The organism is Nocardioides sp. REDSEA-S30_B4 (assembly GCF_001627265.1).
Taxonomy (GTDB): Bacteria; Actinomycetota; Actinomycetes; order Propionibacteriales; family Nocardioidaceae; genus Nocardioides.
In genome coordinates this window covers 19488-44069 of sequence record NZ_LUPI01000015.1, presented here as the reverse complement: position 1 = coordinate 44069, position 24582 = coordinate 19488, and the positions used below count along the sequence as shown (strand labels likewise).

The window sequence follows — 24582 nt, the reverse complement described above, 5'->3', positions numbered from 1 at the left end:
GGGTGGGCGTGGGGGTGGGGGGTGGGGCGGGCGCCTCAGAGGCGGACGAGGAGGCGCGACCAGCCGCGGACGGTGGAGGTGTGGGCGCGGACGCTGCGGTCCCGGTCGACGGTCCAGGAGGGGAAGCGGGCGAGCAGCTCCTCCAGGGCGATCCTGGACTCCAGGCGGGCCAGCGAGGCGCCGAGGCAGAAGTGCACGCCGTACCCGAAGGAGACGTGGTGGCGCTGCTCGCGGTGGATGTCGAAGACGCCGGCGTCGGGGCCGTACTGCCGCTCGTCGCGGCCGGCCGAGGAGGTCAGGAGCAGCACGATCGAGCGGGCCGGGATGGTGACGTCGTGGAGGGTGACGTCCTCGGTGGTGAAGCGCGCCTGCACCGGCGAGGGCCCCTCGAAGCGCAGCACCTCCTCGACGGCCTGCGGGATCAGCGAGGGGTCGGCGACGAGGTCGGCACGCTGGTCGGGGTGCTCGTCGAGCAGCAGCGCCGCCCACCCCAGCAGCCGGCCGACGGTCTCGGTGCCGGCCATCACCAGCAGCATCGCGAAGTCGATGGTCTCCCGGCGCGTCAGGCCGGCGCCGGTGAGCGCCGAGAGCAGGTCGTCGCCGGGCTCCTCGGCCAGGTGCTTGAGCCGCCGGTCGAGGTAGGTGCCGAGCTCGCCCATCGCGGTCAGGGCGACGTCGTTGACGAAGCCGTGCTCCTCGTCGAGGTGGAAGCACTCGTCGATGAGCAGCCGGATCCGCTCACGGTCCTCGCCGGGCACGCCGAGGAGGCGGGAGATGACGCGGGAAGGGATCTGCGCGGCGTACTCCTGCATCAGGTCGACCTCGCCGCCGCCCGGCCCCGGGTCGAGCGCGTCGAGCAGCTCGCGGCAGATGGCGCGGACGTCCTCCTCCAGCGCAGCCGTACGACGCAGGGTGAACGCGCGCGAGACCAGGCGGCGCAACCGGGTGTGGCTCGGCGGGTCGTTGAGGATCATCATCCCGCTGTCGACCGGCTCGGGGCTCATCAGCTCCAGGACGTTGCCGTGCGCGGAGCTGAACCGGGTCGTGTCCTTCAACGCGGCGGCGACGTCCTCGTATCGCGACAGCGCCCAGAAGTTCCGTCGCGGGTTGAAGTAGACCGGCTGTTGGTCGCGCATCGCCCGCCACACCTCGTAGGGGGACTCGTCAAGGACGGGATCCATCGGGTCGTACTCGACACCGGAGGACGAACCCGAGGCCTCCTCCGAGGTGGGGTCGACGGTCGACGAGGGGGTGACGGCAGCGTTCGGCACCCCGACAGGATCGCGGCCCGACGGCGCGCGGTCAACAGTGTTGACACCCCCGGCGGAGCCCCGGCCCCCTAGCCTGGCGCGGTGCCGACCCTGAGCGTCGCGCCCGCGCTGGTCGACCTGGGGGTCGGGCTGGTCGCGACGGCCCGCGACATCGACGACTTCAGCCTCGACGTCGGCGGCGGCTTCAACCTCGCAGTGAAGCTGATGATCGGCCTGCTGCTGCTCGGCATCGCCCTGGACGTGCGGGTCGAGGACCTGCGCGCGGCGCTGCGTCACCCGCGGGTCTTCGTCGCGGTGACGGCGGCCCAGTTCGTGCTGGTCCCGCTGCTCACCCTCGGCCTGGTCGCGACCCTCGACCTGCCCCCGTCGGTGGCGCTGGGGATGCTGCTCGTGGTGTCGGGCCCGGCCGGCAGCATGTCGAACCTGCTGACCCACCGGGCCCGCGGCGACGTCGCGCTGTCGGTCTCGCTCACGACCGTGTCCAGCTCGATGGCGGCGCTCGTGACACCGCTCGCCCTGGCCTTCTGGGCGGGCCTGTCGCCCCAGGCCAGCCAGGTGCTCGACGCGGTCGACCTGAGCCCCGTCGAGGTGCTCGTGGAGGTGCTGCTGCTCATCGTCGCGCCCTTCGCCCTCGGCATCCTGCTCGCCCGGACCAGGCCCGCCCTCGCCGCCCGCATCCGCCCCGCGGTCGAGCCGACGGTGCTGGTGATGCTGCTGCTGATCGTGGTCGGCGGTCTGGCCTCCAACCTGCGGGTGGGGGCGCCGTACCTGCTCGACGTGGGCCCCGCGGTCGTCGCCCAGAACGCCCTGTCTCTGCTCGTCGGCGCGGGCGTCGCCGTGCTGTGCCGGGTGCCGGCGCGGGCGCGCCGCGCGATCACCCTCGAGACCGGCGTCCGCAACACCGCCCTGGCGCTGGTGCTGGCGCTGGCATTCTTCCCCGAGTACGGCGGCGTGGCGCTGGTCTGCGGCCTCTGGGGCGTCTGGGACGTGGCCACCGGGTTCGCCCTGGCGGCCTGGTGGCGCCGTCGGGACGCCGCCGGCGGTGGGTCCTGAACCGTCCGGCCCCCCGGACGGGTCGACCACCCACCGCCGGCTCCCGAGGGCGTCGCCTCAGCCCTTGGCGACCGCCTGCTTGAACGCGGTGGCCGGCTTGAAGGCCGGGGCGACCGAGGCCGCGATCTCGATCGGCTGACCGGTCTGCGGGTTGCGGCCGGTGCGGGCCGAGCGCTCGCGCGGCTCGAAGGTCCCGAAGCCGGCGACGGCGACCCGGTCACCGGAGGCCACCGCGTCGGTGACCCCGGCGACGAAGGCGGTCAGCGCCGCGTCGGCCTGCGCGGCGGACAGCCCTGCCTGCTGCGCGATGGTCTCGACCAGGTCCTTGCGGTTCATGCACGTGCTCCTCACTCGAGTGGCCCGGGGCCGGATGGACCCGGGACCACCACTGTGTCATAGTGAGAACGATTCTCGTTATTGACCTTAGGAGGACGACGTGAAGCAGGGGATCCACCCCGAGTACGGCCCGGTGGCCTTCAGGGACCGCAGCACCGGGCGGCTGTTCCTGACGCGCTCGACGCTGGTCGGCCGAGCTTCACCGCCTTCTCCGACACCGCCAAGCTCGTCTTCATGGTGGTCGGCCCGGCGATGGACGTGAAGCTGGCCAGCATGGAGGCCGGCACCTTCGGCGACGCCTTCGCCCGCCCGTTCGTGCCCGTCGTGATCGGTACGGCGGTGGCCAGCGCCAGCGTCGCGGGATGGTGGCTGCTGTGAGGATCCCGACCCAGGGCCTGCTGCTGATGTTCCTCGGCGCGGTCCTGCTGCGCCTGGCCGCGAGCGACGCCTACCTGCGCTACGTCGTCCCGTGGATGAAGTGGCCGCTGCTCGCCAGCGGGGTCCTGCTGATCCTGATGGCCCTCGGCCCGCTGTTCCGCGAGGAGCGGCACTCCCCTGACCACGTCGAGCACGTCGAGGACGACCACGTGCACGACACCGGGCACGACACTGGCCATGACGGCCACGGGCACGGCGTGCCCAGGGTGACCTGGCTGCTCGCGCTCCCGGGCGTCATCGCGTTCGTGATCAGCCCGCCCGAGCTGGGCTCCTACCTCGCCGAGCGACGCGCCAACGACCTGGTCACCGTGAGCGCCCCGACGTCGGTCACGACGCTGGACGGGGACGGTCCGGTCGACCTCGCGCTCGAGGAGATGCCCTACCTCGCGCAGTCCGGCGAGCCGGCCCTCGAGGGCCAGCCGGTCGTCATGACCGGCTTCGTCAGCTGGGGCGCCGGTGACGACTGGTACGTCACCCGGATGCAGATCGGCTGCTGCGCCGCCGACGCCATGGCCTACCGGGTGCTCGTCAACGGGGCCGAGCGGCCTCCGCGCGACCAGTGGGTGGAGGTGACCGGCGTGCACGTCACCGGCACCGGCGTGGAGCCGCCGTACGAGGTCGAGCTCGACGCCACCGAGGTCGTGGAGATCGACGCGCCGCGCCAGACCTACGAGTGACCACTCGATAGCATCGTGGCCATGGCTCAGACCGGCGTCGTGCGACGTTCCACCCGCCAGCGGACGGTCGTCCGCGAGCTCGTGGCCGAGCTCGACACCCTCAGCAGCGCGCAGGACATCCACCAGCTCCTGCGCTCCCGCGGGGAGAGCGTCGGTCTCTCCACGGTCTACCGCAACCTCCAGGCGCTCACCGAGGACGGCGAGGTCGACAGCGTCCGCAACGAGGCCGGCGAGGTGCTCTACCGCCAGTGCAGCCCCAAGCACCACCACCACCTCGTGTGCCGCTCCTGCGGCAAGGCCGTCGAGCTGACCGGCCCCACGGTCGAGAAGTGGGCGAAGGACTCCGCCGACAAGCACGGGTTCACCGACGTCTCCCACACCCTGGAGATCTTCGGTCTCTGCGCGGACTGCGGCTAGTGGGGCCTACCGCCGGGGGGGGGCGTGGCCGAGCGTGATCTTGCGCTCGGTGAGCGCCCCGGGCTGGTGGGATCGGATCGAGCCGGCGTGGGCGGCGACCTGACCTACCTGCCGCCGGCGGACGGCGAGGGCCCACGGTTCGTGGTCAGCCTGGCCGCCGGCTGACCTGTTCAGGAGAACCGGCCGGGACCGAACCTCTCGAGGCAGGCCAGTGCCACCGCCACCTCGGTGCGGCGCTGCGACAGGGGGTGGCCGAGGAGGTCCTCGGCCTGGGCGACGCGGTAGCGCACGGTGTTCTTGTGCACGAAGAGCTCGGCGGCCGTGGCCTCGACCGAGGCCCCGTGCGCCAGGAACGCGGCGACGGTCTCCCGCAGCCGGTCCAGGGACGGGTCCGGGTCGGCCAGCGCGCCGAGCTCGCGCTCGACCAGCCGACGGGCACCCGCCTCGTTGCCGGCCACCAGCGCGGCGAGCTCGACGTCGGCGTACGCCGTGCAGCGCGACGTCGACGCCACCCCCAGGGCGTGGCGCTGGGCGTCCACCGCCTCGCGGTGGGAGTGCTGCAGCCCGCGGACGCCGCTCGCCGGGCAGCCGACCGCGACCCGCCACGGCGGGTCGCCCTGCTCGGCGACCACGCCGTCCACCGCGTCTCGCACGGCGGCCGCGTCGATCGGCGTGCGCGACGTCAGCCAGGCCCAGGCCTCCGCCCGCCCCGCGGGGATGCTGAGCGCGCTGGCCTCCAGCGCCGCGCCCAGCGCACCGACCACCCCGGCGAGCCTGCTGAGGACGTCGGGGACGACCTCGCCGTCCTCCCACAGCACGACGGCGGTGTGGTGCTCGCGGACCGGGTGCCCCAGCGCCGCCGTGGCCTCCGCGAGGCTCACCTGCTCCCCGCGCAGGACCGCGTGCACGACCTCGCTGCGGCGGGCGATGGCCCCCTGGAGCGTGGCCTCGCGCTCGGCGGAGAAGACCTGGATCAGCTGCTCCACGGCGCCGTTGATCCAGGCACCGCCGTGCCCCCAGAGGTAGACGAGCAGGTCGGTGCGGTCCAGGTCCCCGGTGTCGGCGGTGCGCACCACCTCGGTGAAGTACTCCCAGACCGCCGACGAGGCGCTGCGGTAGACCTGCAGCAGCACCCCGAGGTCGAGCTGGCGACGCGCCAGCGAGAGCGCGAGGTCGACGGCCTGGGGCGGGAGCAGCACCTCCTGGGCCGGCCGCTCCAGCAGGCTGAGGAAGATCTGGAACTGCGAGCGGGTGCTCGCGTGCAGGTCGCGGACCAGCGCCGGGTCGCGGGCGATCTCGGGGATCGCGGCCATGATCGTGTCGTCGACACGGGTGACGAAGGCGTCGAGCTCGCTCTGGCGGGCGGTCCGGGCGGCGTACGCCTGCACCCACGCCACGATCTCCGGCCGTGCATCCGTCTCGCCGCTCACGTGCTCCCTCTCGTGCCCGATCCCGCCGGCACCTCGACTGTGCCCAGGTCCAAAGACTGCCCTGAAGTCTGGCCGGGCGCGCCAAGATCCACCACTCCGACTGTGCTGGACTCTCATCCACGTCCAGGCATGTGGCTGCGGTCACACTCTCGCCCCACTCACCGGAGGTCCCCGTGGCCCAGCACCCCTCGTACGACTACATCGTGGTCGGGGCCGGCAGCGCCGGCGCCGTCGTCGCCTCGCGCCTGAGCGAGGACCCGAGCACCTCGGTCCTGCTGCTCGAGGCCGGCCCCGACAACGACGCGCTCGAGATCGCCATGCCGGCGGCCTTCGCCAACCTCTTCAAGACCCGCTGGGACTGGGACTACACCACCACCCCGCAGCCCGGCCTGGGCGGACAGCGCGCCTACTGGCCGCGGATGAAGGCGCTCGGCGGCTGCTCGTCGATGAACGCGATGATGTACGTCCGCGGCGCCCGCGCCGACTTCGACGGCTGGCAGCGCGACTTCGGTGCCGTCGGCTGGTCCTACGCCGACGTGCTGCCCTACTTCATGCGCGGCGAGGCCAACTCGCGCGGCGCCGACGCCTTCCACGGCGCCGACGGCCCGCTGCACGTCGAGGACCGGCGCTACACCCACGAGAACACGCGGGCCTGGTTGGAGTCGGCGCGCCAGTCCGGCCTCGCGGCCAACGACGACTTCAACGGCGAGACCCAGCTCGGCGCCGGCGAGTACCAGGTCACCTGCCACCGCGGCCGGCGCTGGTCGACCGCGGAGGCCTACCTCGGCACCGAGGTCCGCCGCCGGCCCAACCTGACGATCCGCACCGGCGCGCTGGCCACCCGGGTGCTCCTGGACGGCACCCGCGCGGCAGGCGTCGAGCACCTGGTCGCCGGCGGGGTCGAGACCGCCTGGGCCGACGCCGAGGTCGTGCTCAGCGGCGGGGCCATCAACACCCCGCAGCTGTTGATGCTCTCCGGCATCGGTCCGGCCGAGCACCTGCGCGAGCACGGCATCGACGTCGTGCTCGACGCCTCGACGGTGGGCGGCAACCTGCACGACCACGTCGTCGCGCCGCTGGTGTGGTCGACGACGGCCAAGGACCTTGCCGTCGACCACGTCAACCCCGCCCGGCTGCTGCAGTGGCAGGCCACCGGCCGCGGTCCCCTCACCTCCAACGTCGGCGAGACCGGCGCCTTCGTCACGACCCGCTCCGGCCTCGAGGGCCCGGACATCCAGCTCATCGCCGCGCCGACGGGCTTCTACGACAACGGGATGCACGAGGCGACCGCCCGTTCCCTCACCGCCGGCGTGGTCCTCGTCGACGTCGCCAGCCGCGGCCGGCTCGGACTGCGCGGCAGCGACCCGCGGTGGAAGCCGGTGATGGACCCGGCCTACTACGCCGACCCGGCCGACCGGACGGCCGTCCTCGCGGGCGTCCGCCAGGCCATCGACATCGCCCGCCAGGGACCGGTCGCCTCGATCATCACCGGGGCGCGCCTGCACCACGGCGAGGACGAGGCCTCGTTGCAGGAGTTCATCAGCCGGTGGACCCAGACGCTCTACCACCCCGTCGGCACCTGCGCGATGGGCACGCACGAGGAGGCGGTCGTCGACCCCGAGCTGCGGGTGCGGGGCCTCGAGGGCCTGCGCGTCGCGGACGCCTCGGTCATGCCGCGCATCAGCCGCGGCAACACCAACGCCCCCACGATCATGATCGGCGAGAAGGCCGCCGACCTGCTGCGCGGCACCTCGCTGCCCGCCGCCACCGTCACCGCATCCCGCACCGCCACCCGCACGAAGGAGACGATCCGATGACCACCGTCCAGGACCCCCGCCCCGAGGCCGGGCAGGCCCCGCAGGACCGCCCCACCTTCGACGTGCACCACCCCGGCACCGGGGACCTCGTCGGCACCTGGCCGGTGCAGTCGGCCGCCGAGGTCGAGGACACCGTCGCCCGGGCGCGCCTGGCGGCCGAGTGGTGGCAGGGCATCGGGTACGCCGAGCGCCGCAAGCGTCTCGACGCCTTCCGCGGCGTCATCGCGCGTCGCATCCACCAGCTGGCCCACCTGGTCCACGACGAGATGGGCAAGCCGCACGGCGACGCCTTCCTCGAGGTGGCCCTCGTGCTGGACCACCTGGCCTGGGCAGGCAAGCACGCTCCCAAGGTGCTCGGCCCGCAGAAGAGGCCCACCGGCCTGATCAACGCCAACCTCAAGGCGACCGTCGAGCACCACCCGCTCGGTGTCGTGGGCGTGATCGGCCCGTGGAACTACCCGGTCTTCACGCCGATGGGCTCGATCGTCTACGCGCTCGCCGGCGGCAACGCCGTGGTCTTCAAGCCCAGCGAGTTCACCCCCGGCGTGGGCGCGTGGCTGGTCAACGCCTTCGCCGAGGTCGTGCCCGAGCACCCCGTGCTCCAGCTCGTGACCGGTGACGGCTCGACCGGCGCCGCACTGTGCCGCGCGGGGGTCGACAAGGTCGCCTTCACCGGGTCGACCGCCACCGCCAAGCGGGTGATGGCCACCTGCGCCGAGACCCTGACCCCGATCGTCGCCGAGTGCGGCGGCAAGGACGCGCTCATCGTCGACAAGGACGCCGACCTCGCGGCCGCCGCCGACGGGGCGGTCTGGGGCGGCATCGCCAACGCCGGCCAGACCTGCATCGGCGTCGAGCGCATCTACGTCCACCAGGACGTCGCGGCCGACTTCGCCCGACTGCTCGTCGAGCGCTTCGACGACCTGCGCGCCGGGACCGACGCGGACGCCGCGGTCGGCCCGATCACGATGCCCTCCCAGGTCACGATCATCGACCGGCACGTCGCCGACGCCAAGGCCGCCGGTGGCCGCGTGCTGGCCGGCGGAGGCGCCACGCAGGGACAGGTCGTCCAGCCGACACTGCTCACCGACGTACCCGAGGACAGCGCGGCGGTCGCCGAGGAGACCTTCGGCCCCACGCTGGTGCTGCGCTCGGTGCGCGACATGGACGAGGCGGTCGCGCTGACCAACGCCTCGCGCTACCACCTCGGCGCCTCGGTCTACGGGAAGGCGAACGCCGAGCACGTGGCCCGCCGGATCCGCTCCGGCATGGTGTCGGTGAACTCGGTGCTGGCGTTCGCGGTCGTGCCGACGGTGCCCTTCGGCGGCGTCGGCGACTCCGGCTTCGGCCGCATCCACGGCGAGGAGGGCCTCAAGGAGTTCTGCTACTCCCACTCCGTGGTGCGCCAGCGCTGGAAGGCGCCGCTGCCGCTGACGTCCTTCGCCCGCACCGCCAAGCACGAGGAGATGCTCGGCAAGATCGTCGCCCTGGTCCACGGCGGCAAGTAGCCCCCCGCTCGAGCCCCGAGCGTGCCGAACCGGCGCATCCTGCGTGCAAGGTGTACGCAGGATGCGCCGGTTCGGCGTCGGTCAGGCCAGGGAGAGGAAGAGCTTCTCCATCCGGGCCCGCTGGGTGCCGTCGAGGTCGGCGCCCTCGAGCAGACACTGCTCCATGCCGGTGGCGACCAGCGCGAAGCCGGCGCGGGAGAGCGCCTTGTTGACGGCGGCCAGCTGGGTCAGCACGTCCTCGCAGTCCGCGCCCTCCTCGAGCATCCGGATCACGGTGGCCAGGTGGCCGTGGGCCCGCTTCATGCGGGTGACGAGGGGCTTGGTCGCCTCGGCCTCGAGCTGCATCAGCCCTGTCCGTCCGTCTGGCCGTCCGTCTGGCCGTCCGTCTGGCCGTCCGCGAGCGCCGCGAGCATCCCCTGCAGCCGGGCGCGGGCGTCGTTCGCGACCTCGCACACCGCGTCGCCGGCGTCGGTCATGGTGATCATGGCCCGGGGGTCGAAGGCCTCGACGACCACGCCGTCGGCGTCCTCGCGCACCACGACGTTGCAGGGCAGCAGCGCGGCGACCGACGGGTCGGCCGCCAGGGCCTGGTGGGCCAGCTGCGGACGGCAGGCGCCCAGGATGACCTGGGGCGCGACGTCCACGTCGAGCTTGGCCTTGAGCGTCGCCTTGAGGTCGATCTCGGTGAGCACGCCGAAGCCGGCGTCGGCGAGCAGCGCGCGGACGCGCTCGACGGTGTCGTCGTAGCCCTGCGGCGAGCGGGCGCTGAGCGTGTAGCCGGGTGTGACGTCGGACATGGTCCCTCCTCGGACTTGCCTAACCCCCCTAGGGGTTGGTTCCATACCTCTCGATCGTAACCCCCCTAGGGGTTCTGAGCCAAGCGATCTCCCGAGGAGGAGCTCCATGACCAGCACCGCCCCCCACCCACCCTCGACGAGGTCGGGGGTCGCCCACGGCCCGGGGCCGCTCGGCCGCCTGGGCACCTGGGTGCTCGACCACCGCCGGCTCGTCGCGGGCGTGTGGGCCCTGCTCATCGTCGGCCTGGGCATCTTCGCCCCGCGGGTCGAGCACGACCTGTCCGGTGCGGGCTGGCAGGCCGACGGCTCGGACTCCGTCGCCGCCCGCGACCTCGCCGTCGAGCACTTCGGCGGCAACGCCTCCTCCGCGATCCAGGTCGTGGTCCGCTCCAGCGAGGGCTCGGTCCTCGAGGGCGAGGGGGCCGAGGTGATCGCCGAGGTCACCGCGCTGCTCGAGGACGACCCGCGCATCGCGACCATCGTGCCCCCGCAGCCCGGCGCGACGCTGTCGCAGGACACCGACACCGGCGTGGTGCTGGCCGGTGCCGGTGCCGACACCAACGAGATGGTGCGCGCCGCGACCGACCTGAAGGAGGAGCTGGCCGCGCTCTCGACCGACACCGTCGAGGTCACGCCCACCGGCTCCTCGCTGCTGTGGAGCGACTTCAACGAGGCCAACCTCGAGGCGATGCTCAAGAGCGAGCTGATGTCGTGGCCGGTGACGCTGGCCATCCTCGTCCTGGCCTTCGGCGCCCTCGTCGCCGCCGGCCTCCCCCTCATCCTCACCCTCGCCGGCCTGGTGGCCTCCGCCGGGTCGCTGGTGCTCATCAACGAGCTCGTGCCCGTCTCCATCTGGGCGATGAACTTCGCGATGATGTTCGCGCTGGCCCTCGGCATCGACTACGCCCTCTTCATCGTCGTCCGCTACCGCGCCGCGCGCGCCGCCCGACCCGGCCCCGACGGCGTCGTCTGGGCCGTCGCCCAGACCATGGACACCGCCGGCAAGGCCGTGCTGCTCTCCGGCCTCACCGTGCTCATCTCGCTCTCCGCGGTGATGCTCGTGCCCTCACCGGCCTTCCGCTCGATGGCCGGCGGGATCATGCTCTCGGTCGTCTTCGTGCTCGGAGCCACGCTGACCCTGCTGCCACTGGTGCTCGGCTGGCTCGACGACCGCATCAACACGTTCGCGCTGCCCTGGTCGCGGTCCGGCGAGCACCGCTCGCCGAAGTTCGCCGCCTGGGGCGAGCGCCTGTGGGCACGCCCCTGGACCTGGGGCCTGGCCTCGCTGCTGGTGCTCCTCGCCCTGGCCGCACCCATCCTCGGCCTCAAGACCGCCATGCCCTCGATCAAGGTGCTGCCCGAGGACGCGTCCGCGCGCGTGGGGTACGACGTCGTGCAGGCCGAGCTGGGCGAGGGTGCCCCCGGCGCCATCGGGGTCGTCGTCGACTCCGACCAGGCCGCCGCCACGCTCAAGGTGCTGGCCGACGACCCGGGGCTCGCCGGCGTACTCCCCGGCGTGGAGGCGCAGGACGGGTCCGGCCTGGAGATGTTCACCGCCGTCCCGACCGTCGACCCCTCCGACCCGGAGCTGGCCGAGACCGTCGACCGGCTGCGCGCCGACCTGCCGTCCTCGGCCCTCGTCGGCGGCGCCGCCGTGGAGAACCTCGACCTCAAGACGCAGCTCGACGAGTCGACCCCGATCGTGGTCGCCGTCGTGCTGGCGCTGGGCTTCCTGCTGCTGCTCGTCGCGCTGCAGGCGCCGCTCATCTCGCTGCTCGGCACGCTGGTCAGCCTGCTGTCCACGGCCGCGGCGTTCGGCGTGGCCCGGCTGGTGTTCCAGGAGGGGTACGGCGCCGACCTGCTCGGCTTCGAGTCCCAGGGCTTCCTCGACGCCTGGGCCCCGGTGTTCTTCTTCGCGATGATCTTCGCGATCGCGATGGACTACACCGTGTTCCTCCTGGCCTCGGCCAAGGAGCACTACGAGCGCTCCGGCGACCCGCACGAGGCGATGGTCGGCTCGCTGGCCCACTCGGGCCGGGTGATCTTCGCGGCCGGCGCGGTGATGGTGGCGGTGTTCTTCACCTTCTCCCTCTCCGGCCCGATCCCGCCCAAGGAGATGGGCATCGTGCTGGGCGTGGCCGTGCTGCTCGACGCCTTCTTGGTGCGACTGGTGCTGCTGCCGGTGCTGCTGCGCCTGACCGGTGACGCCGCCTGGTGGTCGCCGGCCTGGCTGAAGCGGGTGCTGCCCACCATCTCCTTCGCCCACGACTGAAGGACGACTGAGGACGGCCGAACACCTGGCCGAGCAGCTGGCCGGCTCAGGCCAGGTGCTCGGCCAGGGCGGCGAGGGCCAGCTCCCCCGTCAGGTCGCCGGGGAGGAGCGGCACCTCGGTGAGGGGCACGCCGGGGACGGCGTCGGCCAGGACGGCGAGGTGCTGGTCCTCGACGGCCCGGCGGGCGGTGAGCACCGCACCGTCCGCGGGCGAGCGACGGTTGACCACCAACCGCCGGACCGGGATGCCGAGCGCCCGCAGCTGGGTGTGCAGGGCCTGGGTCTCGGCGACGGGGAGCCGCTCGGCCGTGGCGACCAGCCAGAAGCCCGCCCGCTCGGGGTCGACCAGCAGGTCGCGCAGCCCGGCGAACCGGTCTCGTCGCCGCACCAGCACCCGGCGCAGCTCGGCGTCGCGGTCGACGTGCTCCTCCCCGCCGCCGAGCCCGCGCAGCGCGGCCCCGAACCGCTCGGACCGGTCGCGGTTGGCCAGCAGCGACTCGGTCCACGTCGTCAGCCGCTCGGGCAGCGCCAGCAGCCGCAGCGTGTGACCGGTGGGTGCGGTGTCCACCACCACGACGTCGTACGCCGAGGAGGGGTGGCACGCCCCCACGACCAGCTCGGCCAGCCGTTCCAGGACCGCCGACTCGTGGGTGCCGGGTGCGTCCCGGGCCAGCTCGAGGTGCTGCTCGGCCGGGCCGTGCATCCGCTCGGGGAGCAGCCGGCGCAGCGACTCCCCCACGGTGCGCAGGTGCCGCTGGACCGTCCGCGCGGGGTCGATCTCCACGGCGTCCACGTGCCCGGCGTCGACCAGCACCCGCCGCGGGTCGTCCCCGAGGGCGGTGCCCCACGCGTGCCCGAGGTTGTGCGCGGGGTCGGTGGAGACCAGGAGCACGCGGCGACCGGCCCGCGCCTCGCGCAGCGCCAGGGCGCAGGACACCGAGGTCTTGCCCACGCCGCCCTTGCCGGAGACGAGCACCAGCCGCGGGTCGCGGTCCACCCCGTCCGACAGGCCTCCCCCGGCGCCGCTCAACAGCACCCCACGTGGTCCAGCGGCGAGCGCTCCATGCCGATCCGCCGGTGCCAGGCGTGGAACTCCTCGTAGGTCGCGGGCAGCAGCTCGGCCGACCAGTAGGCCGCCGGGTCGGGCACCCCGAGCGCCTCGGCGAGCACGACCAGCATGAACAGGTCGTCCTCCTCGCGGCGGGCTCGGCGCATGGTGGCGCGGTAGGGCCCGGCGTAGAGCTCCTCGAGCCCCGCACGCAGCGCCTCCCGCGTCGCGGCCCAGCGGCCCCGGGTCATCTCCCGACCGTCTCCGAGGCCGCGACCTCGCGGTCCTGCTCGTCGGTCTCCTCCGGCATCGCCCGCGCCGCACGCATGGCGAGCAGGGCCTCCACGGCGACCCAGACCGCGGCGACGATGATGACCACGTCGAGACCGAGCAGCAGCCAGTCCTCGTCGTCGCGCAGGGTGCCGAGCTGGACGATCGCGGCGTAGAACGACATCACGAAGACGAACACCAGCGGCACCAGCGCCGGCAGCGGGTTGCGCTTCTTGCGCAGCAGGATGACCGCCACGATCGAGAGCGTCAGCGAGGCCAGCAGCTGGTTGGTGGTGCCGAACAGCGGCCAGATCCGCATGCCGCCCTCGCCACCGGCGCCGGCCGAGAACGTCAGCCCCATCGCGACGGCGAGCACGATCGCGGTGCCGACGTACTTGCTGACCTGGGTGCCGAGCACCTCGCCGATCTCCTGGACCACGAAGCGCTGCAGGCGCACGCCGGTGTCCATCGTGGTGGCGGCGAAGAGGACCGCCATGGTGGCCAGGATCGTGGCCGAGAGCGAGGTCGGGATGCCGAGGCCGGCGTTGAGGATGCTGCCGCCGCCCTGCACGAAGGCAGTGACGCCGCCGGCGTTGAACTCGGTGTAGACCGCCTCCCAGTCCGCGAGGGTGGCGTAGCCGGCGGTGGCGGCGATGATCGCGCCGAGCGCGAGCAGGCCCTCGCCGACCGCTCCGAAGTACCCGACGAACCGGGCGTCGGTCTCCTTGTCCAGCTGCTTGGAGCTGGTGCCGGAGGAGACCATCCCGTGGAAGCCGGAGATGGCCCCGCACGCGATCGTCACGAACAGCAGCGGCACCAGGCTCGGGGTGTCCTCGGGGACGTTGTCGTTGAGCGCCGGGGCCGCGAGGTCGGGCGCGGAGAACAGGGTGGCGCCGTAGAGCAGCCCCAGACCGATGAAGAGCTGCACGCCGTTGATGTAGTCGCGCGGCTGCAGGAGCACCCACACCGGCAGGAGCGAGGCGATGCCGGCGTACACGAAGAGCGCGACGATCCAGAACGTCGCCGGCGACATGCCCAGCACCGGGTCGGGCAGCTCGACGGGGTAGGCGTCGCCGAGCAGGATCAGGGAGTAGAGCGCGGTGACGCCGATGACCGTGGTCAGCAGCAGGTTCACCCGCCAGCGGTAGATCATCTGCCCGACTACCAGGGCCACGACGATCGCGCCCCAGGCCGGGATGACCGCGCTCGGGGTCGAGATCAGCAGGTTCTTGATGACCACCGCGAAGGCCGCGACCACCATGAGCAGCAGCAGGAAGATCACGACGAGGAAGAGGTTGCGCCCGCGGGCGCCGATGTAGCGGCCCGACAGCATGCCCATCGAGCGGCCGCGGTTGCGGATGGAGGCCCACAGCGCGCCCATGTCGTGCATGCCGGCGAAGAAGACGGTGCCGAGGGTAACCCACAGGAACGCCGGCAGCCAGCCCCAGATCACCGCAACGGCCGGACCCACGATCGGGGCGGCACCGGCGACCGAGGTGAAGTGGTGGCCCCACAGCACGAACTTGTTGGTCGGCACGAAGTCGACGCCGTCGTTCATCTCGTGCGCCGGTGTCGCGTAGGCCGGGTCGAGGCGGTAGATCCGCTCGCCGAGGAACTTCGCGTAGAGCAGGTAGCCGCCCGCCAGCATGGCGAGCCCGATGAACAACAACCACAACGACGACATGGGTCGGCCTCCGAGTAGACACGTCCGCACCCGGCGTCCACCGGGCCGGCATCACCCTAGGTGTGCCCTGTGACCGTCCTCACCACACCTGCCTCGCCCGTCCGGGTGGCGCGCGCCCGGGAGGCGCCCGGCTCGTGCCCGGCCGGTGCGGTGCGGCACCCTGGAGCCGTGGACACCCATGACCCCTCCGTCGACCCTGCCGGGGATCCTGCCGCGGACCCCGCCGAGCGGATGGCGCAGTGGCTGGGGAGCCTGGGCCTGGTCGACTACCTCGCCGAGGCGGGCATGCTGCGGCTCGAGCGCGACGACGACGGCCGGGCGCGGTGGGTCGACCCGGCCACCGGCGACGTCCTCGACGCGGTGCGTCTGGGTGACCTCGAGCGACAGCTGCGCCAGCACGGGGAGGAACCCGCGCACGCGGTGCCGGTGCCGCTGGTGCAGGCCGCGCACCTGGCCCGGGTACGCCGCCGGCTGCTCGACTCGGAGTGGTGCACCTACGAGACGCTGGCCGAGCGGCGCGGCGCGAGCGTGGAGGCGACGCGCTTCGCCGTGACGCGGGCGGTCAACGAGCACCGACTCCTCGCCGTACCCACCGAGCTCGCGCTGCTGGTCCCGGCCTTCCAGCTCGACGACGCCGGGGAGCCCCGCGCCGACCTCGCGCCGCTCGTCGAGCCGCTGCTGGCCGCCGGCACGGACCCCTGGCGGGTCTGGGGCTGGTTGACCCAGCCGGCCGCGCTGCTGGGCGGGCAGGTGCCCGCCGAGGCGGCAGCCGACCCCGAGACCGCCGAGGTCGCCGCGCACGCCGCCCGCCGGCTGGCCGCCGCCGGCTGATCACCCCCTTCGCTGGGCACCCCCAGGAGCCCCCACCGGCCGCGACATAGGCTCGGCACGGCCAGCCGACCCGACCCTGGAGGTCCCGCATGCACGGCGAGGTGCTCCGCACCGCACATCTGTCCCCGTCGATGGTCCGGGTGGTGCTCGGCGGTCCCGGACTGGCCGACTTCCGCCCCAGCAGCGAGGCCGACAGCTACGTCAACCTCGCCTTCCCGCCGGCGGGGGCGGCCTACGGCCCGGTCTTCGACCCCGACGAGGTCAAGGAGACGCTGGCCAAGGACTGGTGGCCGGCGCGGCGCCGCCTGACCGTCCGCCACTGGGACGCCGAGGCGCGGGAGCTGACGCTGGACTTCGTCGCGCACGGCGACGTCGGGGTGGCCGGCGCCTGGGCGCTGCGCGCTCGACCGGGCGACGCACTGGTGATGACCGGTCCCAGCTCGGGCTACCACCCCGACCCGACCGCCGACTGGCACCTGCTGGTCGGCGACGAGTCGGCGCTCCCGGCGATCGCGGTGGCCCTGGAGTCCCTGCCGGCGGGCGCGACCGCGGTCGCGGTGCTGGTCTGCGACGGGCCCGAGCACGAGCTGCCCCTGACCACGGAGGCCGACCTGGACCTGCGCTGGGTGCACCGCTCCGCGGCCGACCCGGCGCCCCTGCCCGCCGCCGTGGAGGCCGCGACCTTCCCCGAGGGTCGGGTGCACGCCTTCGTGCACGGCGAGGCCGACGAGATCCGCGCGATCCGGCGGCACCTGCTCACCGAGCGGGGGCTGGCCCGAGGCCAGATGTCGTGCTCGCCGTACTGGCGGCGCACGATGACCGACGAGGACTGGCGCGCGGTCAAGCGCGACTTCATCGCCTCGATGGAGGGCGACGCCTAGACCGGGGGCCGTCCCTCAGGCGCGGTCGACCAGCACCAGACGCTGCAGGCTCCCCGCGAGGTCGGCCGCCACCTGCCCGCTCGGTCGCGTGTCGGAGATCGCGGTCAGGCAGAGCGAGCGGACGCAGCGCGCCAACCAGTCGAGGTCGACGTCCGGTGTGACCAGCTGCTCGTTTCGACGCAGCAGATGAGTGACCGGCTCGTCTGTGATGGCGCTGCGCAGCGCCTGGTCGAAGCGGTGCGCGGTGGCGGCGATGAGGAACCGGTGCTCGTGCGCGAGCGTCACGACCGCGTGCGAGAGGACCGAGAGCGCCTCGACGAGCGGCAGCCGCTCGATCTCGTCCAGCAGCCCGGGCACCACCCCCGAGGCGACGTGGATGATGAGCGCGTCGACCAGGGCGTCGCGGTCGGAGAAGTGGCGGTAGAGCGTGGTCCGGGTGACCCCGGCCTCCTGGGCCACGTCGGCGAGGCTGACGTTGTCGGTCGACGCGAAGAGCCGCGCGGCCGCGTCGAGGATCGCCGCGCGGTTGCGCTGGGCGTCCGAGCGGGTCGCGCGGGCGGTGGGCACCCCACCAGGCTAGCGACGTAGGTTGGCGCCGCACGCCGAAAGCGCCGAAGGAGTCGCCATGCCCGCCCGCCGCGTCCTCGCCCTCGAGGAGCACGCCGACCTGCTCCGTCTCGCCCGCGAGATCGTCACCACCGAGCTCGCTCCGCTGGTCGCCGACGCCGAGCGTGACGAGGTCTTCCCCCGTGAGGCGTTCCGCACCCTGGGCCGCGCGGGCCTGCTCGGGCTGCCCTACGCCGAGGACCTCGGGGGCGGCGGCGTCCCCTACGAGGTCTACCTCCAGGTGCTGGAGGAGATCGGCACCGTGTGGGCCTCGGTCGGCGTCGGTACGTCGGTGCACGCCCTGTCCTGCTTCGCCCTCGCCACCCGGGGCACCCCCGAGCAGCAGCAGCGCTGGCTGCCGGAGTTCCTGGCCGGCGACCTGCTCGGCGCCTACTGCCTCTCCGAGCCGCACGCCGGCTCCGACCCGGCCGCGATGCGCACCAAGGCGGTCCGCGACGGCGACTCCTGGGTGCTCACCGGCGCCAAGGCCTGGACCACCCACGGCGGCCACGCCGACTTCTACACCGTGATGGCCCGCACCGGTGAGGGCCGCGGCGACATCTCCTGCTTCCTCGTGCCCGCCGACACCCCCGGCCTGTCCGCGGACGCCCCGGAGAAGAAGATGGGGCTCACCGGCTCCGCGACCGCGACCATGCGCCTCGACGGTGCCTGCATCCCCGCCGACCACCTCGTCGGTGACGAGGGTGAGGGCCTGAAGATCGCACTCGCCGGCCTCGACGCCGGCCGCCTCGGCATCGCCGCCGTCGCCACCGGCCTGGCCCAGGGGGCCCTGGACCACGCGCTGGCCTACGCCCGCGAGCGCGAGGCGTTCGGGCAGCGGATCCTCGACCACCAGGGGCTCGGCTTCCTGCTGGCCGACATGGAGGCCGCGATCCAGACCGCCCGCGCCGCCACCCTGCACGCCGCGCGCCTCAAGGACGCCGGCCTCCCCTACGGCCGCGAGGCCAGCATCGCCAAGCTGGTCGCCACCGACCACGCCATGAAGGTCACCACCGACGCCGTGCAGGTCCTCGGCGGCTACGGCTACACCCGCGACTTCCCGGTCGAGCGCTACATGCGCGAGGCCAAGGTGACCCAGATCTTCGAGGGCACCAACCAGATCCAGCGGATGGTCATCGCCCGCTCGCTGGACCGCCAGCCCGACGACTCCATCACGCACCTGTCCTGAGGGAGTCGTGCCCCTGAGCGGGCGCTATGGCGCCCGCTCAGGGGCACGACTCGGTCAGGTGCGCTTGCCGACGTAGGTGCCGCGGCCGGTGGGCAGCGGCAGGTCGAGCGTCGTGCGGATGCCGGGCGGAGCGGCGACGACGTCGGGGATGGCGTTCACGATGCGCCCGCAGGCGGCCACGATCGCGGCGTGGTTGTGGTCGCCGTGCTCACTGCTGGGCACGATGTCGACGGTGTACGACGGCTCCCCGACGATCTCGACCCGGTAGGCGCCACCGCCGGCCGCGGGGTGGGCCCAGTCGGGGCGCAGGTCATCGCGGGTGCGGGTGACGTGCTCGACGACGACCGCCGGGTGCCCGGCGACCATCCCGGAGATGGAGAACTTCATCGCCGCGATCGTGCCCTGCTCGATCCGCCCCGCGGCGATGTCGTAGGACTCCGGCGCCGGCTCGACCTCCCAGTGCTCGACGATCTCGTCGACCTCGATGCCGAGACCGGCGGCCATCATCCGGATCGCGGTGCCCCACGCCAGCGCGAGCACGCCGGGCAGGAACAGCATCGGCACGGTGTCGATCGGCTTTCCGAAGCCCATCAGGTCGAACATCACCTCGGCGCCGTCGTACGTCGCGTAGTCGGCGAGCTCGTAGCAGCGGACCTGCTCGATCCGCTGGCAGGTGCTGGCCAGCGCGAGCGGCAGCAGGTCGCTGGCGAAACCCGGGTCGACCCCGGTGATGTAGAGGCTGGCGCCGCCGGCCTGCGCGGCGGCCTCGACCTTCTCGATGACCCGGTCCGGGGCGGTGCCCCAGGGGTACTGCAGCGTCCCCGGCGCCGAGCCGACCACGTCGATGCCGGCCTCGAGCAGGCGGCAGACGTCCTTGGTGGCCTCGACCGGGCGGGTGTCGCCCATGGCGCAGTAGACGGCGACGTCGGGACGCAGCGCGATGAGCTCGTCGAGGCTGCCCACCGCGGTGATGCCGGTGGTGACGTCGAGGCCCGCGAGCGCTCCCGCGTCGACGCCGACCCGGTCGGCCGTGGAGGTGCTGACACCGACGAGCTCGAAGCGCTCGTCGACGATGAGCTGGCGCAGGGTGAGCCGCCCTGCGTTGCCGGTGGCGACCTGGACGACCCGGGTCGGGGTGGGGGCCATGGGAGATCCGATCGGTAGAACGTGTTCTATTTCACGGTCAACCTACGCTACTTTCGCTCCCATGGGACGTGCCGAGGGTCGAGTACAGGGCAAGGTCGCGCTGATCAGTGGCGGCGCGCGCAACATCGGTGGCGCCACCGCGAGGATGCTGGTCGCCGAGGGCGCCTCGGTCGTCATCGGTGACGTGCTCGACGAGGAGGGGCAGGCCCTCGCCGACGAGCTGAACGCCACGCGCGTCGGCTCGGCGTCGTACGTCCACCTCGACGTCACCGACGACGACCAGTGGCGGGCGGCGGTCGAGACCACGACCGCGACCTACGGCTCGCTCACCGTGCTGTTCAACAACGCCGGCATCTTCAACGGCGGCCAGCTGCAGCGCTACAAGCGCGAGCTGTGGCAGCAGATGCTCGACGTCAACCTGACCGGCGCCTTCCTCGGCTGCCGCGCGGCGGCCGACGCGATGATCGCCTCGGGCGGCGGCTCGATCATCAACACCTCCTCCATCGAGGGCTTGCGGGGGACGCCCTGGGCGCACGGGTACGTCGCCTCGAAGTGGGGCCTGACCGGGCTCACCAAATCGGTGGCGATGGAGCTCGCCCCGCACGGCATCCGTGCCAACTCCGTCCACCCCGGACGGATCAGCACCCCGGCCACCGACCAGATGCCGCCCGACCTGATCCCGATCCCACTGGGTCGCCCCGGCACCGTCGAGGAGGTCGCGGGCGTGGTCGTCTTCCTGGCCAGCGACGAGTCGACCTTCTGCACCGGCTCGGAGTTCACCGTCGACGGCGGCACTGTCATGCACATCCCGACCAACCCCTGAGCCATCCTCTCCGGCAGTGCCGACGGTCGCTCAGCTCTGGGTGCCCTGCGAGGCCTCGACGCTCGGCGGCGGACCCCCGCGCTCACCACCGGGGCCGCCGGAGCCACCGCCGGGGCCACCACCGAAGCCACCCGGGCCACCGGCCACGGACGCATCGCTCGCGGTGACACTGCCGACCTGCGTCAGCCCGTCGGTGGAGTCGGCGGCGCCGTCGGCTGCCCCGGTCCACACCTCGTACGCCGACCCGCTGACCAGGTCCGCGGCCGCGACGGTCGGGGTGCCGTCGGCGGTGGCGACGAACGTGGCCACGACCGTGCCGGAGTCGTCCACGAGGCTGACACGCTCGCCGGCGCTGACAGCACTCGTCAGCGCGACGACGCCCGGCGACTCGAAGGCACCGTTGACGTCGAAGACCCCGTTGCCGCCCATGGCCGCGGCGCTGGAGACCACCACGGTGCCGCCGGTGATGCTGGCCTGGCCGTTGGAGTCGATGCCGTCGGAGCCGGCCCACACTTGGACCGTCCCGCCGGTGACGTCGAGCAGCACCCCGTCCTCGACCTGCTCGGTCCCGCCGTCGGCGGTCCCGGCGGTCGCGTTGAGCCCGTCGTCGGAGGCGGTGATCGAGACCGAGCCGCCGGTGATGCGGATCAGCATGGCCTCGAGGCCCTCCTCGGACGCGGGGACGTCGAGCTCGCCGTCGACGACGTAGACCGCCCCGACCGCGTCGGCGCCGTCCGAGCCGGCGGTCACGGTCAGGTCGCCGCCGTCGACGAGGATCCAGCCGGGCTCGTTGACGTCCTCGTTGTCGGCCTTGAGCCCGTCGCCACCGGCCTCGACGTCGATCGTGCCGTCCTCGACGACGAGGTAGTCCTTGCCGCGGATCCCGTCGTCGACCGCGTCGACGGTGAGGACGCCGCCGAGGATCACCAGTCCGTCCTTGCTGGTGATGGCGTCGTTGCTCAGGCCGTGCACGGTCAGGGATCCCTCGCCGCCGATGGTGAGGTCGGCCATCGAGAACAACGTGGCGTTGGGGGCGTCCTCCTCCTCGTCGTCGGCGGCCGACGCCGCGGCGTCGGAGAGGGTGTTGTCCGACCCGTCGGCGAGCACGACCACGGCCTCGTCGGCCGCGGTGATCACGAGGGGCGAGCTGGAGGCGGAGGTGAGGTCGACGCCGTCGAGGACGAGCACGACCTTGCCGTCGGCGTCGCTGTCCACGACGACCTGGCCGTCGGTCAGCGTTCCCGACAGCAGGTAGGTCCCGGGCGCGCTGATCGAGACGACGTCGCCGTCGACCTCCGCTCCGGAGCCGTCGACGGCGCTGCCGCCGTCCTCGAGCGAGACGACCGTCGCGTCCGCGGCGTCCCACTCGAGGTCGTTGTCGTCGGCGTGGGTGTCGTCGAGGGTCGGTACGCCGCTGGCGACCGACGAGGTGTCGACGGCCGTAGTGCCGGTCGAGCCGGAGACGGTGGTGGCAGCCTCGGTGTCGCTGGTCGCGTCGGTCGCCGAGCAGGCGCCGAGGCCGACGAGCAGCAGGGTCGAGGCGGCCGCGGCGATCCGGCGGCGCAGGGGTGCGGTGGTCATGGTCATCGGGTGCTCCTGTGGTCGGAGGTGGTCGGGAGGTGGAGGTGGCGGGCCAGGGCGTCGTGCCACTTGCGCCGCGGGAGGGTCGGGTCCAGGGCGGCCAGCCCGGCGCCGTACTTGGAGAGCCGGACGGGGCGGAAGCCGCGCTGCCACAGCAACCGGTCGACGGCCGAGGGGGTCGAGCCGGTCTTGGTCTCGACGACGGCCAGGCCCGGGGGTCGCATGGAGCCCCCTGCCGGGGAGGTCCAGGTCAGGTCGGTGTCGATCGTGACGCGGGCGGCGGCTCCCGGGAGCAGCAGCGTGGTCCGGCCGTACGTCGTGGTCAGCACCGATCGCAGTGCGCGTGCGGTCCCGTCGCCGACGGCGGCGTCGACCAGGGCGGCCGCGTCGTCGGTGAGGCCGTCCCCGGCGATCGCCACGCGCTGCTTCAGCGTGGCGCCGCGTGCACCGCGGGTCTTGACCTCGAGCCAGCGACCCCCGGTGTCGAGGTAGTCGCGGGTCCGCACCTTCCAGCGGGTGCGCTGGGACCGGCCGGAGCTGTGAAAGCTGGCCAGGTCGGGGGTGTCGAGGTACGTCGAGCGGTACCCGAACCGGCGCCGCCCCTCGATCTCCAGCACCCGCGTTCCCTGCGGCAGGGCGGTCAGCAGCTCGTCGAGCGCGGCGACGGGCACGACGTACTTCCGGTCGACCCGCGCCAGCAGCGCAGCCTCCTCGACGAGGTCGGCGAGAGCGACCGGCGCCAGGTCGGCCAGCGGCTCCATCGCGAGCGCGCTCATCGGACGGCCTCCAGGGCCGCGGCGCGCGGGCTGCCAGGCCCGTTCGGGTCGGTGCCGGGGGCTTCGGAGGGTCGCCACCGGACGTCGACCAGCGTGGTGTCGTTGACGAGGTCGAGCTTGATCACGCGCACCGCCACGACCTCGCCCTCGAGCAGCCCGGCGAGGTGGGCGCGCAGCGTGGTCTCGCGTGGGTGCGCCCGATCGAGCAGCACGTGCTGGCTGCGAGAGCGGGGCGCGATGCGGTGGTGGTCGCCGATCGCGACCACGGCGACGACCGCGGCCATCAGGCCCAGGTCCAGGGCCTCGGTCCCGGTGCCGAGACCGCCGAGCAGGCCGAGGGTCAGGGCCGCGAAGTAGTAGGCGATCTCGTGCTGGGCCAGCTCCTCGGAGCGGAGTCGGATGATCGACAGGATGCCGAACAGGCCGAGCCCGAGGCCGGCGCCGACGGTGCTGGTGGTCAAGGCCGAGGCGACGGCGAGGACCCCGACGTTGGTGGTGAGGTAGGCGACGACGAGCTCGGGACGACGGTGGCGGGGTAGGAAGAGGCCGAAGACCAGGACGCTGACGGCGACGAGGTCGGCCAGGTGGGCGACGTAGGACGGCATGAGGAGTGGCTCCCGGATGGACGGCAGGTGAACACGCACCATCTAGCCGGGTCAGCATGTGCCGGCCCCGGGCACAGGCTGTGAGCCGTCTGTGACCTCAGCGCGCCCACGTGCACAGGGTCGCGGCCGCGAGCGATCCGCCGATCAGGAGGGAGCGGCTCCCACCAGGGCCCGCTCGGCCAGCAGCTCCTCGACCCGCGTGCGCAGGGCTTGCACCGTGAAGGGCACGGCCAGCACCTCGTCGGCCCCGGCCATGAGGCCTGTGCGCACCTCCTCGCGGGAGGTCAGCGAGGAGAGCATGACGACCGCCGATTGCGTGCGCCCGGTGTCGGCGCGCATCTCGTGCAGGACCTCGAGGCCGGTCAGTCGCGGCAGCACCATGTCGAGGATCACCAGGTCGAAGGGTTGGTTGCGCCACAGACCGAGCGCCTGGAGACCGTCGCGGGCGGCGGTGACGCGGTGCCCTGCCAGGCGCAGGACCGGGACCATCAGCTGGAGCAGCTCAGGATCCCGCTCGGCGACCAGGAGGCGTCCGGTGCTCACCATGACGACTCGGGACCGGCGACCTGTGACGTCGTGGCCGTGCGGCGGGCCGCGGCGGCCAGCTCGCCGAGGAGCACCTCGACATCGATGTCGTCGACCCAGTGCCGCAGGGCCGAGCGCGGGGGCCGGGCCACGGCGGCGGCGATCTCCGGCGTCATCGGGGCGCCGTAGGTCAGCTGGTAGATCGTCTCGTTCTCGGTGAAGTCCAACCCCACCACCTCGGCGCAGCGGTGCACGCCGTCCAGCGTGCGCAGCAGCAGCATCTGCCCCGGCTCCAGCGGTTCGGAGAGCGCCACCAGGTCGTGCGGCACGTCGATCCCGTCGTGCGCCTCGAGCTCGAGGTCAGGGATCGGGATGTCGGCGAGGATCATCGGTGCTCCTGGGCTCGGGACGGGTGGGACTCTCCATCATCCGCCGTGACCGTCGTCCTCGCCATCTGGTCCAGCGCAATTCCATCGAACCTTGACGCCCGTACCCCTTCATGGGTCGGAGGTCCCGGCCCCGCTCCCGCGGCGGCCCTGGCCGACCGTTCTGCCGCGCGGCCGCCTCGGCAGCACCTAACCTGAGGACGCGGTCGCCGCGA

At 73.1% G+C, this 24582-nt stretch carries 27 protein-coding genes and 1 pseudogene; 13 read left to right on the top strand and 15 right to left on the bottom strand.

Annotation, left to right across the window (positions count from 1 at the left end; genetic code table 11):
• Window positions 1-35: 35 nt before the first annotated feature.
• Window positions 36-1271, bottom strand: a complete 1236-nt coding sequence (locus tag A6R01_RS05000) for a cytochrome P450 (RefSeq protein WP_292604146.1) — start codon at window positions 1269-1271, stop codon at window positions 36-38.
• Window positions 1272-1352: 81 nt separating this feature from the next.
• Between A6R01_RS05000 and A6R01_RS04995 the strand changes: the two genes are divergently transcribed.
• On the top strand, window positions 1353-2324 hold the full coding sequence (locus A6R01_RS04995; protein ID WP_292604144.1) for a bile acid:sodium symporter: 972 nt from the start codon (window positions 1353-1355) through the stop codon (window positions 2322-2324).
• 57 nt (window positions 2325-2381) lie between these two features.
• Here A6R01_RS04995 and A6R01_RS04990 read toward each other — a convergent pair whose 3' ends face one another.
• Window positions 2382-2675 carry an HU family DNA-binding protein gene (locus tag A6R01_RS04990; RefSeq protein ID WP_292604142.1) on the bottom strand — a complete coding sequence of 98 codons (294 nt, stop codon included), beginning with the start codon at window positions 2673-2675 and terminating at the stop codon, window positions 2382-2384.
• 85 nt (window positions 2676-2760) lie between these two features.
• Between A6R01_RS04990 and A6R01_RS04985 the strand changes: the two are divergent.
• The 5 genes and pseudogenes from A6R01_RS04985 to A6R01_RS04965 all read left to right on the top strand — a co-directional run.
• Window positions 2761-2844 (top strand): annotated as a pseudogene (locus A6R01_RS04985) (50S ribosomal protein L31); the annotation flags it as partial.
• A gap of 50 nt (window positions 2845-2894) precedes the next feature.
• Window positions 2895-3038, top strand: a complete 144-nt coding sequence (locus tag A6R01_RS04980) for a hypothetical protein (RefSeq protein WP_292604140.1) — start codon at window positions 2895-2897, stop codon at window positions 3036-3038.
• Window positions 3035-3775, top strand: coding sequence for a TIGR03943 family protein (locus A6R01_RS04975; protein WP_292604138.1), 741 nt, complete (start codon window positions 3035-3037; stop codon window positions 3773-3775). The genes A6R01_RS04980 and A6R01_RS04975 overlap by 4 nt, the downstream gene beginning before the upstream one ends.
• 21 nt (window positions 3776-3796) lie before the next feature.
• Entirely contained in the window at window positions 3797-4192 is a 396-nt protein-coding gene (locus A6R01_RS04970) for a Fur family transcriptional regulator (protein ID WP_292604136.1), read from the top strand.
• A gap of 24 nt (window positions 4193-4216) precedes the next feature.
• Complete coding sequence (locus A6R01_RS04965; RefSeq protein ID WP_292604134.1) at window positions 4217-4357, top strand: hypothetical protein; 141 nt, start codon at window positions 4217-4219, stop codon at window positions 4355-4357.
• A gap of 5 nt (window positions 4358-4362) precedes the next feature.
• Here A6R01_RS04965 and A6R01_RS04960 read toward each other — a convergent pair whose 3' ends face one another.
• Complete coding sequence (locus A6R01_RS04960; protein ID WP_292604132.1) at window positions 4363-5622, bottom strand: helix-turn-helix domain-containing protein; 1260 nt, start codon at window positions 5620-5622, stop codon at window positions 4363-4365.
• Between the two features lie 173 nt (window positions 5623-5795).
• On the opposite strand from A6R01_RS04960, the gene A6R01_RS04955 reads away from it, so the two are divergent.
• Both A6R01_RS04955 and A6R01_RS04950 read left to right on the top strand, forming a co-directional pair.
• A complete protein-coding gene (locus tag A6R01_RS04955; RefSeq protein ID WP_292604130.1) occupies window positions 5796-7439 on the top strand; it encodes a GMC family oxidoreductase N-terminal domain-containing protein in 1644 nt (547 codons plus the stop codon).
• A complete protein-coding gene (locus tag A6R01_RS04950; protein WP_292604128.1) occupies window positions 7436-8947 on the top strand; it encodes an aldehyde dehydrogenase family protein in 1512 nt (503 codons plus the stop codon). The genes A6R01_RS04955 and A6R01_RS04950 overlap by 4 nt, the downstream gene beginning before the upstream one ends.
• Before the next feature lie 81 nt (window positions 8948-9028).
• Here A6R01_RS04950 and A6R01_RS04945 read toward each other — a convergent pair whose 3' ends face one another.
• The gene (locus A6R01_RS04945; RefSeq protein WP_292604126.1) at window positions 9029-9292 is read right to left on the bottom strand and encodes a metal-sensitive transcriptional regulator; all 264 of its coding nucleotides are present in this window, start codon (window positions 9290-9292) and stop codon (window positions 9029-9031) included.
• Window positions 9292-9744 (bottom strand): DUF302 domain-containing protein, encoded by a 453-nt coding sequence (locus A6R01_RS04940; RefSeq protein WP_292604125.1) that lies wholly within the window; start codon window positions 9742-9744, stop codon window positions 9292-9294. The genes A6R01_RS04945 and A6R01_RS04940 overlap by 1 nt, the downstream gene beginning before the upstream one ends.
• Before the next feature lie 106 nt (window positions 9745-9850).
• Between A6R01_RS04940 and A6R01_RS04935 the strand changes: the two genes are divergently transcribed.
• Window positions 9851-12016, top strand: coding sequence for an MMPL family transporter (locus tag A6R01_RS04935; protein ID WP_292604123.1), 2166 nt, complete (start codon window positions 9851-9853; stop codon window positions 12014-12016).
• 46 nt (window positions 12017-12062) lie between these two features.
• On the opposite strand, the gene A6R01_RS04930 is transcribed toward A6R01_RS04935, so the two are convergent.
• From A6R01_RS04930 to A6R01_RS04920, 3 genes are read right to left on the bottom strand one after another with little or no spacing between them, the layout of a single operon-like run.
• Window positions 12063-13052 carry an ArsA family ATPase gene (locus A6R01_RS04930; RefSeq protein WP_292604121.1) on the bottom strand — a complete coding sequence of 330 codons (990 nt, stop codon included), beginning with the start codon at window positions 13050-13052 and terminating at the stop codon, window positions 12063-12065.
• Window positions 13043-13315: a cory-CC-star protein gene (locus A6R01_RS04925; protein ID WP_292604119.1), complete on the bottom strand. Its 273-nt coding sequence runs from the start codon at window positions 13313-13315 to the stop codon at window positions 13043-13045. Before A6R01_RS04925 ends, A6R01_RS04930 begins: the two co-directional genes overlap by 10 nt.
• A complete protein-coding gene (locus tag A6R01_RS04920) occupies window positions 13312-15018 on the bottom strand; it encodes a carbon starvation protein A (RefSeq protein WP_292604117.1) in 1707 nt (568 codons plus the stop codon). Before A6R01_RS04920 ends, A6R01_RS04925 begins: the two co-directional genes overlap by 4 nt.
• A gap of 168 nt (window positions 15019-15186) precedes the next feature.
• Here A6R01_RS04920 and A6R01_RS04915 point away from each other — a divergent pair, with 168 nt between their 5' ends.
• Together A6R01_RS04915 and A6R01_RS04910 are read left to right on the top strand one after the other, a co-directional pair.
• Window positions 15187-15849: a hypothetical protein gene (locus A6R01_RS04915; RefSeq protein WP_292604115.1), complete on the top strand. Its 663-nt coding sequence runs from the start codon at window positions 15187-15189 to the stop codon at window positions 15847-15849.
• An 89-nt stretch (window positions 15850-15938) separates the two neighbouring features.
• Window positions 15939-16730 (top strand): siderophore-interacting protein, encoded by a 792-nt coding sequence (locus A6R01_RS04910; RefSeq protein ID WP_292604113.1) that lies wholly within the window; start codon window positions 15939-15941, stop codon window positions 16728-16730.
• A gap of 15 nt (window positions 16731-16745) precedes the next feature.
• Here the strand turns inward: A6R01_RS04910 and A6R01_RS04905 are convergent, their stop codons facing one another.
• Window positions 16746-17297, bottom strand: a complete 552-nt coding sequence (locus tag A6R01_RS04905; protein ID WP_292604111.1) for a TetR/AcrR family transcriptional regulator — start codon at window positions 17295-17297, stop codon at window positions 16746-16748.
• Between the two features lie 58 nt (window positions 17298-17355).
• On the opposite strand from A6R01_RS04905, the gene A6R01_RS04900 reads away from it, so the two are divergent.
• Window positions 17356-18525, top strand: a complete 1170-nt coding sequence (locus tag A6R01_RS04900; RefSeq protein WP_292604109.1) for an acyl-CoA dehydrogenase family protein — start codon at window positions 17356-17358, stop codon at window positions 18523-18525.
• Window positions 18526-18579: 54 nt separating this feature from the next.
• Here the strand turns inward: A6R01_RS04900 and A6R01_RS04895 are convergent, their stop codons facing one another.
• Window positions 18580-19671, bottom strand: coding sequence for a diacylglycerol kinase (locus A6R01_RS04895; RefSeq protein ID WP_292604107.1), 1092 nt, complete (start codon window positions 19669-19671; stop codon window positions 18580-18582).
• A gap of 61 nt (window positions 19672-19732) precedes the next feature.
• Between A6R01_RS04895 and A6R01_RS04890 the strand changes: the two genes are divergently transcribed.
• Window positions 19733-20494: an SDR family oxidoreductase gene (locus A6R01_RS04890; RefSeq protein WP_292604105.1), complete on the top strand. Its 762-nt coding sequence runs from the start codon at window positions 19733-19735 to the stop codon at window positions 20492-20494.
• A 30-nt stretch (window positions 20495-20524) separates the two neighbouring features.
• Here the strand turns inward: A6R01_RS04890 and A6R01_RS04885 are convergent, their stop codons facing one another.
• From A6R01_RS04885 to A6R01_RS04865, 5 genes are all read right to left on the bottom strand, one after another.
• Window positions 20525-22081, bottom strand: coding sequence for a carbohydrate-binding domain-containing protein (locus A6R01_RS04885; RefSeq protein ID WP_292604103.1), 1557 nt, complete (start codon window positions 22079-22081; stop codon window positions 20525-20527).
• Window positions 22078-22851: a polyphosphate polymerase domain-containing protein gene (locus A6R01_RS04880; RefSeq protein ID WP_292604101.1), complete on the bottom strand. Its 774-nt coding sequence runs from the start codon at window positions 22849-22851 to the stop codon at window positions 22078-22080. The genes A6R01_RS04885 and A6R01_RS04880 overlap by 4 nt, the downstream gene beginning before the upstream one ends.
• The gene (locus A6R01_RS04875) at window positions 22848-23456 is read right to left on the bottom strand and encodes a DUF4956 domain-containing protein (RefSeq protein WP_292604099.1); all 609 of its coding nucleotides are present in this window, start codon (window positions 23454-23456) and stop codon (window positions 22848-22850) included. Before A6R01_RS04875 ends, A6R01_RS04880 begins: the two co-directional genes overlap by 4 nt.
• Window positions 23457-23600: 144 nt before the next feature.
• Window positions 23601-23999, bottom strand: coding sequence for a response regulator (locus A6R01_RS04870; protein WP_292604097.1), 399 nt, complete (start codon window positions 23997-23999; stop codon window positions 23601-23603).
• On the bottom strand, window positions 23996-24370 hold the full coding sequence (locus tag A6R01_RS04865; RefSeq protein WP_292604095.1) for a hypothetical protein: 375 nt from the start codon (window positions 24368-24370) through the stop codon (window positions 23996-23998). The genes A6R01_RS04870 and A6R01_RS04865 overlap by 4 nt, the downstream gene beginning before the upstream one ends.
• Between the last annotated feature and the right edge of the window lie 212 nt (window positions 24371-24582).

What these genes read in the sequence shown, in the direction of transcription:
- A6R01_RS04980 (WP_292604140.1), top strand. Translation starts at nt 2,895, where the DNA reads ATGGTGGTCGGCCCGGCGATGGACGTGAAGCTGGCCAGCATGGAGGCC.
- A6R01_RS04970 (WP_292604136.1), top strand. Translation starts at nt 3,797, where the DNA reads ATGGCTCAGACCGGCGTCGTGCGACGTTCCACCCGCCAGCGGACGGTC.
- A6R01_RS04950 (WP_292604128.1), top strand. Translation starts at nt 7,436, where the DNA reads ATGACCACCGTCCAGGACCCCCGCCCCGAGGCCGGGCAGGCCCCGCAG.
- A6R01_RS04945 (WP_292604126.1), bottom strand. Translation starts at nt 9,292, where the DNA reads ATGCAGCTCGAGGCCGAGGCGACCAAGCCCCTCGTCACCCGCATGAAG.
- A6R01_RS04940 (WP_292604125.1), bottom strand. Translation starts at nt 9,744, where the DNA reads ATGTCCGACGTCACACCCGGCTACACGCTCAGCGCCCGCTCGCCGCAG.
- A6R01_RS04935 (WP_292604123.1), top strand. Translation starts at nt 9,851, where the DNA reads ATGACCAGCACCGCCCCCCACCCACCCTCGACGAGGTCGGGGGTCGCC.
- A6R01_RS04925 (WP_292604119.1), bottom strand. Translation starts at nt 13,315, where the DNA reads ATGACCCGGGGCCGCTGGGCCGCGACGCGGGAGGCGCTGCGTGCGGGG.
- A6R01_RS04920 (WP_292604117.1), bottom strand. Translation starts at nt 15,018, where the DNA reads ATGTCGTCGTTGTGGTTGTTGTTCATCGGGCTCGCCATGCTGGCGGGC.
- A6R01_RS04910 (WP_292604113.1), top strand. Translation starts at nt 15,939, where the DNA reads ATGCACGGCGAGGTGCTCCGCACCGCACATCTGTCCCCGTCGATGGTC.
- A6R01_RS04900 (WP_292604109.1), top strand. Translation starts at nt 17,356, where the DNA reads ATGCCCGCCCGCCGCGTCCTCGCCCTCGAGGAGCACGCCGACCTGCTC.
- A6R01_RS04895 (WP_292604107.1), bottom strand. Translation starts at nt 19,671, where the DNA reads ATGGCCCCCACCCCGACCCGGGTCGTCCAGGTCGCCACCGGCAACGCA.
- A6R01_RS04890 (WP_292604105.1), top strand. Translation starts at nt 19,733, where the DNA reads ATGGGACGTGCCGAGGGTCGAGTACAGGGCAAGGTCGCGCTGATCAGT.
- A6R01_RS04885 (WP_292604103.1), bottom strand. Translation starts at nt 22,081, where the DNA reads ATGACCATGACCACCGCACCCCTGCGCCGCCGGATCGCCGCGGCCGCC.
- A6R01_RS04880 (WP_292604101.1), bottom strand. Translation starts at nt 22,851, where the DNA reads ATGAGCGCGCTCGCGATGGAGCCGCTGGCCGACCTGGCGCCGGTCGCT.
- A6R01_RS04875 (WP_292604099.1), bottom strand. Translation starts at nt 23,456, where the DNA reads ATGCCGTCCTACGTCGCCCACCTGGCCGACCTCGTCGCCGTCAGCGTC.
- A6R01_RS04865 (WP_292604095.1), bottom strand. Translation starts at nt 24,370, where the DNA reads ATGATCCTCGCCGACATCCCGATCCCTGACCTCGAGCTCGAGGCGCAC.